Annotated in this window: 13 protein-coding genes; 11 read left to right on the forward strand and 2 right to left on the reverse strand. The window is 53.7% G+C overall.

From position 1 onward, the window contains the following. The first annotated feature begins 17 nt into the window (after positions 1-17). The 3 genes from TA5113_RS13100 (at position 18) to TA5113_RS13110 (ending at position 1,958) form a co-directional block, all read left to right on the forward strand. Complete coding sequence (locus tag TA5113_RS13100; protein WP_058314436.1) at positions 18-605, forward strand: GNAT family N-acetyltransferase; 588 nt, start codon at positions 18-20, stop codon at positions 603-605. 28 nt (positions 606-633) lie between these two features. After that, on the forward strand, positions 634-1,062 hold the full coding sequence (locus TA5113_RS13105) for a GlcG/HbpS family heme-binding protein (RefSeq protein WP_058314435.1): 429 nt from the start codon (positions 634-636) through the stop codon (positions 1,060-1,062). A gap of 113 nt (positions 1,063-1,175) precedes the next feature. Next, on the forward strand, positions 1,176-1,958 hold the full coding sequence (locus TA5113_RS13110; protein ID WP_058314512.1) for a gamma-glutamyl-gamma-aminobutyrate hydrolase family protein: 783 nt from the start codon (positions 1,176-1,178) through the stop codon (positions 1,956-1,958). Here the strand turns inward: TA5113_RS13110 and TA5113_RS13115 are convergent. Continuing rightward, on the reverse strand, positions 1,955-2,326 hold the full coding sequence (locus TA5113_RS13115; protein WP_058314434.1) for an MmcQ/YjbR family DNA-binding protein: 372 nt from the start codon (positions 2,324-2,326) through the stop codon (positions 1,955-1,957). The genes TA5113_RS13110 and TA5113_RS13115 overlap by 4 nt on opposite strands. Before the next feature lie 541 nt (positions 2,327-2,867). Between TA5113_RS13115 and TA5113_RS13120 the strand changes: the two genes are divergently transcribed. Together TA5113_RS13120 and TA5113_RS13125 are read left to right on the forward strand one after the other, a co-directional pair. Then, the gene (locus tag TA5113_RS13120; RefSeq protein ID WP_058314433.1) at positions 2,868-4,445 is read left to right on the forward strand and encodes a Re/Si-specific NAD(P)(+) transhydrogenase subunit alpha; all 1,578 of its coding nucleotides are present in this window, start codon (positions 2,868-2,870) and stop codon (positions 4,443-4,445) included. Positions 4,446-4,460: 15 nt separating this feature from the next. Continuing rightward, positions 4,461-5,894 (forward strand): NAD(P)(+) transhydrogenase (Re/Si-specific) subunit beta, encoded by a 1,434-nt coding sequence (locus TA5113_RS13125; protein WP_058314432.1) that lies wholly within the window; start codon positions 4,461-4,463, stop codon positions 5,892-5,894. A 53-nt stretch (positions 5,895-5,947) separates the two neighbouring features. Here TA5113_RS13125 and TA5113_RS13130 read toward each other — a convergent pair whose 3' ends face one another. Then, positions 5,948-6,304, reverse strand: coding sequence for a winged helix-turn-helix transcriptional regulator (locus tag TA5113_RS13130; RefSeq protein WP_058314431.1), 357 nt, complete (start codon positions 6,302-6,304; stop codon positions 5,948-5,950). A 100-nt stretch (positions 6,305-6,404) separates the two neighbouring features. On the opposite strand from TA5113_RS13130, the gene TA5113_RS13135 reads away from it, so the two are divergent. The 6 genes from TA5113_RS13135 to TA5113_RS13160 all read left to right on the forward strand — a co-directional run bounded on the left by TA5113_RS13135 (position 6,405) and on the right by TA5113_RS13160 (position 13,063). Then, on the forward strand, positions 6,405-6,971 hold the full coding sequence (locus tag TA5113_RS13135) for a flavodoxin family protein (RefSeq protein ID WP_058314430.1): 567 nt from the start codon (positions 6,405-6,407) through the stop codon (positions 6,969-6,971). 194 nt (positions 6,972-7,165) lie between these two features. Beyond that, a complete protein-coding gene (locus tag TA5113_RS13140) occupies positions 7,166-8,440 on the forward strand; it encodes a DUF3422 family protein (RefSeq protein WP_058314429.1) in 1,275 nt (424 codons plus the stop codon). A gap of 67 nt (positions 8,441-8,507) precedes the next feature. Continuing rightward, complete coding sequence (argE, locus tag TA5113_RS13145) at positions 8,508-9,671, forward strand: acetylornithine deacetylase (RefSeq protein WP_058314511.1); 1,164 nt, start codon at positions 8,508-8,510, stop codon at positions 9,669-9,671. Between the two features lie 19 nt (positions 9,672-9,690). Next, on the forward strand, positions 9,691-10,857 hold the full coding sequence (locus TA5113_RS13150) for a M20 aminoacylase family protein (protein ID WP_058314428.1): 1,167 nt from the start codon (positions 9,691-9,693) through the stop codon (positions 10,855-10,857). 288 nt (positions 10,858-11,145) lie between these two features. Beyond that, positions 11,146-11,973 (forward strand): UDP-2,3-diacylglucosamine diphosphatase, encoded by an 828-nt coding sequence (locus tag TA5113_RS13155; RefSeq protein WP_058314427.1) that lies wholly within the window; start codon positions 11,146-11,148, stop codon positions 11,971-11,973. Between the two features lie 4 nt (positions 11,974-11,977). Beyond that, positions 11,978-13,063, forward strand: coding sequence for a sulfotransferase family protein (locus tag TA5113_RS13160; protein ID WP_058316770.1), 1,086 nt, complete (start codon positions 11,978-11,980; stop codon positions 13,061-13,063). Positions 13,064-13,086: the final 23 nt, after the last annotated feature.

Here is a 13,086-nt window from a genome sequence, read left to right on the forward strand (position 1 = left end):
AAGAGAACGAATTGCACATGTCTCAATGGCCAGAACCAGTCACCCTAGAAGGTCAATATGTCCGGCTAGAGCCTCTCACTCAGGACCACCACGATGATCTGGTTAAGGCGACGGGTGATGGCGAGCTTCATAAGCTCTGGTACACAACCGTACCTGATGCGGACGGGATGTCCGCCGAAATTGATCGCCGGATTGCGCAGGCCAACATGCTTGCTTTCGCCATCATCGAACGCGCGTCTGGTCGCGCGGTGGGCATGACGACGTATATGAACTGCGCCCAAAAGGACAAAAGGCTAGAGATTGGTAGCACATGGTACCGGAAAGCAGTGCAACGCAGCCCTCTCAATACCGAATGTAAACGGTTGATGCTGTCGCATGCGTTTGATGCGCTGGGCTGTAACTGTGTGGAATTCCGCACCCATGTGATGAATGTGCAAAGCCGACGGGCCATTGAAAGGCTAGGGGCAAAACTCGATGGGGTACTGCGATCCCATATGGTGATGAGGAACGGAACGGTGCGCGATACCGCTGCCTATTCCATAATTGCATCGGAATGGCCTATGGTGCGAGCGCATCTGGACTATAAGATGCAGTCATACGAGTAGAATAAAATAGTAGCCCCGGGAGGCAATCATGGCAGACATCAACTTGCGCAAAGCGCGCTCTATCATCCGAAAAACCCTAGAGAAGGGCTCGGAGATGGAGCTCAAACCACTTTCGGTTGTGGTTTTGGATGCGGGTGGTCATGTGATTGCCTTTGAACGCGAAGACGGAGCTTCACCGGGTCGGTTTGCGATTGCACAAGGCAAAGCCTATGGCGCTGTAATGCTCGGGATGGCGGGCAAAGCACAGATGGCACGGGCGGAACAGCAAGCCTATTTTATGGATGCAATGAACGGTTTGTTTGGTGGCCAAGTTGTGCCAGTGCCCGGTGGCTTGCTGGTACGCGACAAAAAAGGCGCCATCATCGGTGCAGTTGGCGTGACAGGGGATACCTCTGACAATGACGCCGAAGCAGGCCTTGCTGGGATCGCGGGCGCTGGGCTGGAAGGCGAAGCCTAACTTAGCGGCAGTTTGGTTCTAGTGCAGAACTGCACAACAGCTTGCGCGCATTTTGCCTTTGGCAACGGGCGTTTCCTTGCATAAGTTGATCCTTGCGAAAGGATCAACGCGCGATGAAACGACCTGTCATTGGTATTATTGGCAACCAATATCTGCAAAACGAAGAGTATCCGGTGCATGCCGGGGGTAAGATGAATTCCGAGGCCATTGCTGGGGTCGCGGGCTGTATGCCGCTTTTGATCCCAGCAGATCCGCGTTTGGTGTCTGTGCACGAACTGATGGAAACCTGTGATGGTTTTCTGCTGACGGGCGGACGGCCCAATGTGCACCCCAATGAATATGGCGAAGACGCCACCGAGGCCCATGGCGAGTTCGACCAGGCGCGCGATGCGATCGTGCTTCCGTTGGTGCGCGCTTGCGTTGAAAAAGGGCAGCCGTTCTTAGGGATTTGCCGTGGCTTTCAAGAAGTGAACGTGGCCATGGGGGGCTCGCTTTATCCGGAAATCCGCGATCTGCCCGGACGCACAAACCACCGCATGCCGCCGGATGGTACTTTGGAAGAGAAGTTTGAGCTGCGCCACGAGGTGACATTCACCAGTGGCGGCGTTTTTCACGGGTTGATGGAGTCAGACAAAGTCATGACCAATACCTTGCATGGTCAGGGGATTAAGCGCGCTGGCGACAAAATCGAGATCGACGGCCACGCGCCCGATGGCACTCCAGAAGCGACCTACGTGGAAGGGGCCGCAGGGTTCACCCTTTCTGTTCAATGGCACCCGGAATGGAATGCGGCCAATGACCCTGTCAGCCGACCGCTCTTCACGGCCTTTGGCCAAGCAGCAAAAGATTGGGCGGATCAAAAACAGCCCTTCGATGTAAAGCAGCTCTGCGCCTAGCTTGTTTTTGGCTCGGGAATGCCGAGTTCGATACGCTTCTTCTTTGAGAGTCCCGCAGCGACCAAGTCATAAGACACATCCAAATGTGTCTTGAGCTCTGCATCGGATAGTCCCGGCGTGTCGTAGTGCTGAAGCCATTTCATCCCACGCGACGCCAAGTAAGGCGCAGGCCGAATGCCCGGCTGATCGCCGAGCACTTCAAAGGCCAAAGGGGTCACTTTGAATGTGAAAGCATCGCGCTCTTCAGCCCATCCGCAAATGGCGAAGACCTTGCCGCCGACTTTCCAAACATCTGAGTTTCCCCATTGAACGACATGAGATGTTGCGACTTTTTCGCCACAATAGGCGTTAAACTCTTCTCTGTTCATTGGGGTAACTTATGCAAATTGGGGGGTGTTACAAATAAGAAATAGATTGCTGCCATTGCACTGCTAACTGGAAAACTGGACGCGCCGTCATCTAAAATTCGGGCCAAGGTGATTAAATGCGGCGACGCAGCGGAACGGATTGCCTTATCCGTAGAACTACGCATGCTGCCTCTGCGAACTGGATCGCGCATGTCGGAATATGCTAAAAATGCGTGCTGAAAGATTGTCAATTGAGCGGCTTGAGTAAAGAATAATCGAGGAGGAAATTTCATTACTCGGAGGCTCTTGAGCTCATAAAAATAAGGGCCTTTTTCACATGGATTTAGAATTCCTTAGAGGATTCTAGTGTCATTGAATGTCGATTTGCCTTCAGATTGTGCAAAGACTGTCGCGTTCACAAACGTCCGAATTGGTTGTGTGACTCAAGGACGCGTAAAAGCGACATTGGCTTGTGGAAAGGCGACGTGCTTAGTAAATCATCACCCAAGCGGCAAAGACCGTTAAGGGGAAACTGAAAGTTCTGAATAGGGGGACTGGAAACGTGAAAATCGGAACGCCAAAGGAGATTTTTTCGGGGGAAGCGCGTGTTGCGATGACTCCGGACTCCGCCAAGCAGCTGCAAAAGCTTGGTTATGAATGTGCGATCGAAAAAGGTGCCGGCGTTGCTGCGGGCTTTGCGGATGCGGATTATGAAGCCGCAGGGGTGGAAATTATCAAAACCCCAGCTTCGCTTTGGAAGGGCGTAGATATCGTTGCAAAGGTTCGTCAGCCGGATGAAACCGAGCTGAAGCGCCTGACCAAAGGCAAAACGCTGATCTCTTTCTTCAATCCAGGTGCGAATGAAGACGGTATGGAAGCGGCGAAAGCCAAAGGCGCGAACGTGATTGCCATGGAAATGGTGCCGCGTATCTCTCGTGCTCAGAAGATGGACGCTCTGTCTTCCATGGCCAACATCGCTGGTTACCGTGCTGTTATTGAAGCGGGTAACAACTATGGTCGGTTCTTTACCGGTCAGATCACCGCGGCGGGTAAAGTTCCGCCTGCGAAAGTACTGGTTGTCGGGGCCGGTGTTGCGGGTCTGGCGGCGATTGGTACCTCTACCTCTCTTGGCGCGATCACCTACGCATTTGACGTGCGTCCAGAAGTGGCCGAGCAAGTTGAATCCATGGGTGCAGAGTTCGTTTATCTGGACTTTGAAGAAGAAGGCACCGATGGCGCCTCCACCGGTGGTTACGCATCTGTTCAATCCGAAGAATTCCGCAATGCACAGCTTGCGAAATTCCGCGAAATTGCGCCGGATATCGACATTGTCATCACCACAGCTTTGATCCCGAACCGCGAAGCGCCAGAGCTTTGGACCAAAGACATGGTCGAAGCGATGAAGCCGGGTTCCGTCATTGTGGACCTCGCAGCAGAGAAGGGCGGCAACTGTAAGCTGACCGTCGCTGACGAGAAGATCGTGACTGAGAATGGCGTGACCATCATCGGTTACACGGACTTCCCATCCCGTATGGCGGCTCAGTCCTCTAGCCTTTACGCGACCAACATCCGTCACATGATGACTGACCTGACCCCCGAAAAAGACGGTCAGATCAACCATGACATGGAAGACGATGTGATCCGCGGCGCAACCGTGACCTTTGAAGGTGAGATCACCTTCCCACCACCACCACCAAAAGTGGCGGCGATTGCGGCGCAGCCGAAGGCAGAAGTCAAAGAGCTGACGCCTGAGGAAAAGAAAGCAGAAGAGGCAGCAGCCTTTAAAGCGCAAACAAAGCAGCAGGTTACACTGCTGGCGATTGGTGCAGCGCTGATCATGGGCGTGGGTCTTATCCCGAACATGCCAGCAAGCTTTATGCAGCACTTTATCGTGTTTGTTCTGTCGGTCTTCATCGGCTTCCAGGTCATCTGGAACGTGGCGCATTCCCTGCACACACCGCTGATGGCTGTGACCAACGCGATTTCTTCCATCATCATTCTTGGTGCTCTGATCCAGATCGGATCCGGTGGTTTCCTTGTGATTTTGCTGGCGGCTCTCTCGGTCTTTATGGCCGGTATCAACATTTTCGGTGGCTTCCTCGTCACCCGGCGCATGCTCGCCATGTTCCAGAAATCTTAAAGAGGAGCAGGACACATGGAAAATACATTCACTATGGCGGCCTACGTGGTCGCAGGCGTTCTGTTCATCCTCTCTTTGGGTGGTTTGTCTGGACAAGAAAGCGCGAAACGCGCGGTTTGGTATGGCATTGTCGGCATGGCGATTGCGGTTTTCGCAACGCTTGTTGGTCCGGGTTCCGGCCTGTGGCTGCTGTCCCTGATGCTGATCGGTGCCGGTGGTACCATCGGTTACTTTGTGGCGCAGCGCGTGCAAATGACCGAGATGCCTCAGCTGGTTGCGGCGATGCACTCCCTTGTTGGCCTAGCAGCGGTCTTTGTTGGCTTTAACGCGGAAATGACCATCAATCTCGTGGAAGCGGCGAAAGCAGCTGGCGACGCGGTAGACGGTACATTCGCGAAGCTGGTTTATAAGAAAGAGCCAATCGAGATTGGTATCCTGAAGATCGAGCTGGCGCTGGGTATCTGGATTGGTGCTGTGACTTTCACGGGCTCTGTCATTGCCTATGGCAAGCTTGCAGGCAAGGTGACCTCTGCGGCTAAAAAGCTGCCTGGTGGCCATATCCTGAATGCGGCGGCGGCGGGTCTCTCACTGCTCTGCCTCATCTGGTACCTGAACTCAGGCGCGATGTTGCCTTTGCTGATCCTGACAGCGGCGGCGTTGTTTATCGGCTACCACCTGATCATGGGTATTGGTGGCGCGGATATGCCGGTTGTTGTGTCTATGCTGAACTCCTATTCCGGTTGGGCAGCGGCAGCGATTGGTTTCTCCCTTGGCAACGACCTTCTGATTGTTGTCGGTGCGCTGGTTGGTTCTTCCGGTGCGATCCTGTCCTACATCATGTGTAAGGCGATGAACCGTTCCTTCGTTTCCGTGATCCTCGGTGGCTTTGGCGATGCCAAAGGCCCTGCGATGGAAGTGGAAGGCGAGCAGGTGGCGATTGACGCTGATGGTGTTGCGACAGCCTTGGAAGAAGCGGACAGCGTTGTGATCATACCGGGCTACGGTATGGCGGTTGCGCAAGCGCAGCAGAACGTTGCTGAACTGACCCGTCGTCTACGTGCGAAGGGCAAAGAAGTACGCTTTGCAATCCACCCGGTTGCAGGTCGTCTTCCAGGTCACATGAACGTTCTGCTTGCTGAAGCGAAGGTGCCATATGACATCGTGTTGGAAATGGATGAAATCAATGATGATTTCCCAGAGACAGACGTGGCGATTGTTATTGGTTCCAACGACATCGTGAACCCGGCAGCACAAGAAGATCCGAACTCCCCAATCGCGGGCATGCCGGTTCTGGAATGCTGGAAAGCGAAGCAGGTGTTTGTCTCCAAACGTGGTCAAGGTACCGGTTACTCCGGCATCGAGAACCCGCTGTTCTATAAAGAGAACACCCGCATGTTCTATGGTGATGCGAAAGCGTCCTTGGACACGCTGCTGACCCTGATCAGCTAAGCGCTTTCAATTACGAAAACAAAAGCCCCGCCAAATTGGCGGGGCTTTTTTGTTTATTCTGCAGCTTCTAAAGCTGGAAATCCTTTGTCTGGTTCCCAGCCAAGGGCTTGCCATTCCACAGCTACGGTGTTGAGCGCCCTCACGACCACATGCAGGTCTTGGCCTTGCTTGGTCAGCTCATAGCTTACTTGTGGTGGGATGGTCTGTTTCTGTGTGCGTAAGACTATGCCGTTGCGCTCCAACATGCGCAGGCGGTCTGTCAGGACTTTTGCCGAGATGTCAGGCATCAGCCCCATCAGCTCACCGAAGCGAAGCTCGCCTTCGGTGTATAAAAGCCAGAGAATATGTGTGGTCCAACGCCCGGTGATCGTCCGAAGCAAAGGGTCAACGGGGCATCCGTTACTCGCCATAAAGTCTCTTTCTTTTTCGTAACTGGTTACAAAAAGGTAATTACTTACAAAAAGAAAGTAAAGGCTGCATATCCTTTGTGACAACACACAGGAGAGTGCAATGGCACGGATCGAAATCATCTATTTTTCAGGCTACGGCCACACAGTGAAACAAGCGGAAGCGGTATTAGAAGGGGCCTCGGACCTTGCTGACGCTCGCCTTTGGGCAATCCCGGAAGATGGGGTTGTGTCTGATGAACTGTGGGAAGCCGCTGACGCTGCGGATGCCATCGTTTTCGGCTCCCCGACCTATATGGGGAACGCGGCTTGGCAGTTTAAACGTTTTGCTGACGACAGCTCTAAGCGTTGGTTCACTGCAGCTTGGGCCGACAAATTCGCAGGGGGCTTCACGACCTCGGCAAGCCTTGTGGGCGACAAAGGCGAGACCATCAACTATTTCAAAACCCTAGCAGGCCAACACGGTATGCTTTGGGTGCCGCTGGCGCAGATGCCGGCCAACAGCCTGGAAAGCACAGCCAGCGACGCGAACCGGTTGGGCGGAAGCGGCGGTGCCTTGGCAGTCGCGCCCGCTGATGCCTCACCGGAACAGGGCGCAAGCGCGGGTGATATGACTTCGGCGAAGGCCTATGGTCGGCGGATCGCAGAGTTTGCAGCCAAAGCGGCGTAACGCAATTGGTGAAATCGGATCAATGTTGGGCGCTTAGAGAAGCGCCCAATTTGCGTAACGGACTTTACTATAACATAAATTGGTACAGCGCTCCTTGCTTGGTATACGTTTGTATTCCATTAAGTGACTGATATTAAATAACTTATTGACTAAAGAGCGTGTTTGGCTAGGGTGGCGTATCGAAAGGGACCGCTATGACTCCAATTGCAGATCACCCCAGACGCTTTGCGCTTTCCAATGAATTGCACGCCAGACCTTTCCCGTCTTTGACTGCGCCTGCAACAGCAACGTTCTTGGCGATCAAACGGCCCGATGATGCTGCTGCTCGAGATCGTGGCGAAGACTTCCTGCACCTGACAAAGCTGCTGGATCATTTCGGCGCGCCACACCCAGAGCCGGGGGCAACCCACTATCAAGGCGCGCTTGGCCGCAATCAGTTGAAGTGGGAACAGCACACGGAGTTTGTGACCTACACGATTTTCTCTAACAAACTGTCTGATCGTGCATTCGATCCGGTAGAATTTGAGGCCTTCCCAGATGATTGGCTCGCACAAGCGCCAGGGGTGCGGTTCACATCAGCATTAGTGCGGATCGTTCCGCGACCAAGCAGGGACGAAACAGTCGCGCTTCTGAAAGATTGGTTTGTGCCAGAGAGTTTGGCGGTCAGCACGGTTCTTGATGACTCAGCGATCATTGCTGGTGACTTTCGTATCGACCCTGCCGGGCATCTAAGATTTGCGGTCTTCCCATCAGAGGGCACCGGGCGCCAACGGATTGGCCGCGTCGTGCAACGCTTATGTGAAATCGAAACCTACAAATCCATGTCCATGCTCGGCTTCACACGGTCCCAAGAAATGGCGGCGGAGATGGCACGTATTGAGCCGCGGCTGACCAGTTTGATTGGCGAAATCAGTGATGTGGAAGCAGAAGATGCATTAAATGAGTTGCTTGGGATTTCTGCACAGCTTGAAGGGCTCTCTGCAAAAGCATCGTTCCGGTTTGGTGCCACAAAGGCATATAAAGCGATCGTTGATCAGCGCATCGATGTGCTGCGTGAAGAACGGTGCGAGTCGCGACAGACCTTTGCGGAATTCATGATGCGCCGCTATGAGCCTGCGATGCGGACCGTAGGGTCCACAGATGCGCGGCTGCAATCCCTTGCTGATCGTGCAATGCGGGCAGGGGAGTTGTTGCGGACCAAGGTTGACGTCGCTCGTTCGGCCCAGAACCAGAAGCTTTTGGAAAGCATGGACCGCCGTTCGGATATGGCGTTGCGCTTGCAAGAAACGGTCGAGGGTCTGTCCGTCGTGGCAATCAGTTACTACGCGGTCTCTTTGGCGGGCTACCTGTTCTATCCACTCACCGAAACCGTGGGGATTTCCAAGGGTATGCTCCTTGCGATGCTGACCCTGCCTGTTGTCGGGGCAGTTTGGTACATGGTGCGCAAAATCAGGGCTCGGATGCACTAGCACCTCTTGGATTGCCTCGGTCTCAGCACTAGAGTCCCGAGTAAGCATGAGGTGTCCCATGACGCAAATGGCAACGCGCCTGTCTCCACGCGAGCTATTGGAAAAGCTGGTGAGCTTTCCGACGGTCAGTTCCGAAAGCAATCTGCCTTTGGTCGATTGGCTGGAAGGCTATCTGGAAGGCCATGGGATCAAGGCACAGCGCCACTACGACCCTACCGGTAAGAAAGCCGCATTGTTTGCCCATGTTGGTCCTGAGGTCGATGGCGGTGTGGTTTTGTCAGGACACACAGATGTGGTGCCCGTCGTTGGCCAGCCTTGGGACACGGATCCCTTTGTTCTGACAGAGAAAAATGGACGGCTTTACGGGCGTGGATCCTGCGACATGAAAGGCTTTGACGCTTTGGCAATCTGGGCATTAGTCGAAGCACAATATGCGGGCATCACGAGGCCCTTACAGTTGGCACTCAGCTATGACGAAGAAATCGGCTGCGTTGGGGCACCGGCCATGATTGCGGCCATGGGTGATGCACTACCAAAAGCCAGCGCGGTCATCGTTGGCGAACCCTCCATGATGAAAGCGGTCACGGGTCACAAGGGTACAGCGTCTTATAAGGTCCATTTGAAGGGGCACGAGGTGCATTCGTCGATGCTGCACAAGGGGGTCAGCGCCATCATGTCCGGGGCCAAGCTGATTGAATGGGCCAATATGAAGAACGCGGAAGGCCAGGCCGCGGAGCCCCGCGATGTTGACGCCGTTTTTGATCCCCCGTTTACCACTGTTCATGTGGGCATGATCGAAGGCGGCAATGCCCATAATATCACCGCCAAGGATTGCCGGTTCGAGCTGGATTTCCGCACCGTGCCCGGAGATGACATGAACGCTTGGAAAGAAGCATTTCTGCAGCGTGTGGCCGAGGTGGAAGCAGAAATGCAGGCGATTGTGCCGAGCACGGGAATCGACCTGGTAGAAGGGTTTAACGTGCCCGCATTGGTGCCTGAGATCGATGGTGAAGCGGAAGCGCTGGCACGCCGTTTGACCGGTGACAATTCATCGAACGTGGTCAGCTACGCCACTGAAGGCGGCCAGTTCCAAGACGCGGGCTATTCTGTCGTCGTCTGCGGCCCCGGCGACATTGCTCAAGCCCATCAACCTAATGAATACCTAGAGATTTCCCAGCTTGTGGCCGGGCAGTCGTTCATGCAAAACCTTTTGAAAGAGCTCTGCCAATAGGCACGATCAGGAGACCCTCATGCCCATCAAAAACCGTTTTGCCGAGCTTCTGCCGGAAATCACTGCGTGGCGGCAGGACATTCACGCCCATCCTGAGATTCTGTTTGAAACGCACCGCACCGCTGCGTTGGTTGCTGAGAAGCTCAAAGAATTTGAATGTGACGAGGTGGTCACGGGGATTGGTCGCACCGGCGTTGTGGGGGTCATCAAAGGCCGAGAAAGCGGTTCTGGAAAGGTGGTGGGCTTGCGCGCCGATATGGACGCGCTGCCAATCCATGAAGAAACGGGTCTTGCCTATGCGTCCAAAACTGAAGGCGCGATGCATGCTTGTGGACATGATGGGCATACCGCTATGCTTTTGGGGGCTGCGAAATACCTTTCAGAAACCCGCAACTTTGATGGCACCGTGGTGGTCATCTTTCAGCCCGCGGAAGAGGGCGGCGGCGGCGGTCGCGAGATGTGCGAAGACGGCATGATGGAGCGGTTTGGCATCCAAGAAGTCTATGGCATGCACAATTGGCCGGGCCAGCCCGCGGGGCAGTTTGCAATCCGGCCGGGTGCATTCTTTGCAGCGACAGATCTCTTTGAAATCAAATTGATAGGGAAGGGAGCTCATGCGGCTAAACCGCATGAAGGCATTGATCCAACCGTTATGGCAAGCCACGTGGTTCTTGCCTTACAGACCATCGCCAGCCGCAATGCGGACCCAGTAGATCAATTGGTTGTTTCTGTGACGTCTTTTGAGACTAGCTCCAACGCGTTCAACGTGATCCCTCAAAGTGTGACCATCAAGGGCACCGTGCGCACTATGAGCAACGAGATGCGCGCATTGGCCGAAGAGCGCATCAAAGCAATCTGCACGCTGCAATGTGAGAGCTTCGGAGGCGAGGCCGATATCAACTATATGCGCGGGTATCCCGTGATGGTGAACCATGAGGCGGAAACGGGCTTTGCTGCGGATGTTGCGCGATCAGTGTCAGGCCAATGCGATGATGCGCCTTTGGTCATGGGGGCCGAGGATTTCGCTTACATGCTAGAAGAGCGTCCGGGCGCCTATATTTTGGTGGGCAATGGGGACACCGCCAATGTACACCATCCGAAATACAATTTCAGCGACGAGATCATTCCGGCGGGATGTTCTTGGTGGGCTGAAATGGCGGAGCAGCGGATGCCTTTGAAAGGGTGATGGTCAATTCTTGGTTTTGATCCTACGGCCATTTTGACCACGTTGCAGCGAATGGTGGTTTTAAACCTGAAGGAGGACCACCTGCCGCCTAGCCCTCAATAGAGGGATGTGCACAGGAGCCTATCTTTCTGGTATTGGTAATTGGCCAATATGTTTCATTCGTCACATTGAAGAGACCGCGTTCAACCCAAAAAGATGGCATCACCAAGCGTGCACATCTGTGCAGGTGTCATGAAACCGACACAAGATATTGCGATTACCCGGTAGAACTCGACCGGAGTCGTAGGTATGTCAGATCGTTATTCGAACCGAAAACAAATTGAGCATCACCGGACACTGTTTGTCTCCGATCTTCACTTAGGAGCCCGGTGTAGCGAAGCTCAGGATATCCTAGATTTTCTCAAGAGCTGTCGAGCGGAGACTGTCTACCTTGTCGGCGACATTTTTGACTTGTGGCATGTTGGCAAAGTGCATTGGAGCAGCGTTCACAACGAGATTGTTGCCGAACTTAACCGTTTCTCAAATGACGGAGCGCGGCTGATCTATCTGGTCGGCAACCATGATCGGCTCGCGGAAGATACCGTTCGAAAATACCTGCCTGAAGCCGAGTTTTGCGAGACCGTTTTACACGAGGCTGCGGACAATAAGACCTATTTGGTTCTACACGGAGACCAGGCGGATCGACGTTTTTTACGCTGGCACGTCATGACTTTGCTTGGAAGCCGACTAGATGCGTTTCTGCGAGGATTGGATAACAGGATCACACGTGGTCGAGACAATTCTCAGAAGAAAGTTTTTAAGCGGCTGATTGATCTTTTCAATGGAATGATGGCCATGGGGGAACGCTTTGAAACCCTTTTGATTGCGACAGCAAAAGAAGCCGGCGCAAACGGGGTTATCTGCGGACATTCCCATCGGCCAGTGGTTCGCAGGCATGGCGACATGACCTACGCGAATTGCGGAGATTGGGTGGATAGCCTTACGGCTCTGACCGAAGATCAAAACGGACGCATTGAGCTGTATCGGTGGCGCTCTGAACCTGCGGGATCGCAAGACGCTCCTTCATCAGAACCATTTAGGCCCGCGTTCGGCAACGGACAGCGCCAAGGGGCATAAGGCAATGTGGGTGCCACCCGAACAAAAGAAGATCCGGGTTCTGGGAATAGTCACTAAGTGCCTCCTCCTGCCGGTCATTCTGATGATCCTTCTCATTCATCGCCTGGCGTTCATCATCGACGTCATCTTATTTCCGCGCCTCAAGCATGTAGAAGTAAGTAAGCCACTTTTCATTGTCGGTCTGCCGCGGAGCGGAACGACAACAGTGCATCGCATGATGGCCAGCCATTCAGAGCGGTTTACGTCCATGCCGTTATGGGAGCTGATTTTTGCCCCCGCCCTTTGCCAAAAATACCTGTTTAGCGGCGCTTCTAAAATTGACGCAGCTTTGGGTGGTCCAGTGCAGAAAATTCTAAATTGGGCGCAGGATCGTCTCATATCCAGTTTTGACGATATCCACCCAACGCGCCTGACTGACCCGGAAGAGGACTATTTGGGTTTGCTTCCCTTTGACGGCTGCTTTTTGCGCTTTCTCGTCTTTCCATACGCGAAAAACACTTGGGCGATCGGTGATTTCTCGTCGCTGCCCCTTGCAAAAAAACAGAGGCTCTTAAACGCCTATCGAGGCCTTGTGAAACGTCACCTGGCCTTTCGTGGTGAAGAGTTCCGGCTCCTTTCAAAAAACCCAAGTTTCACCACATGGGTGTCTGACTTGGCAGAGGAATTTCCCGATGCGGAGTTTATCGGAACACATCGCGATCTTGCAAAGGTCGTTCCATCTCAGCTGAGTTCAATCGATGGGGGGCTCAGATTTTTTGGCTGCACTGCTAAAGATCCGTGGATCATTGCTCAATTCTCAGAGCTTTTGGCGGATTATCAGGAACGCCTAACGGCGTATAAGCATTACCTTGGCCTGCGTTACGCTGATGTGGATTTTCAATTGCTTGTCAGCTCGCCTGAGAAGGTCATCGAAGACATTTATCAACAACTTCAAATTCCGCCTCGGAACGAAGAAGACGCGACGCACCTGCATCAACTGCTCTTGGCATCACGTTCTTACAAATCGAAACATGCCTATTCTCTGAACGAGTTTGGGTTGCAACCTACTGACCTTGGGCGCGGTTCTGCCACCTGCCCCTCGAAAGGTTGAATGAGCCAGCTATGAACATTCAA

Origin of the sequence: Cognatishimia activa, assembly GCF_001458335.1 — a bacterium.
GTDB lineage: Bacteria > Pseudomonadota > Alphaproteobacteria > Rhodobacterales > Rhodobacteraceae > Cognatishimia > Cognatishimia activa.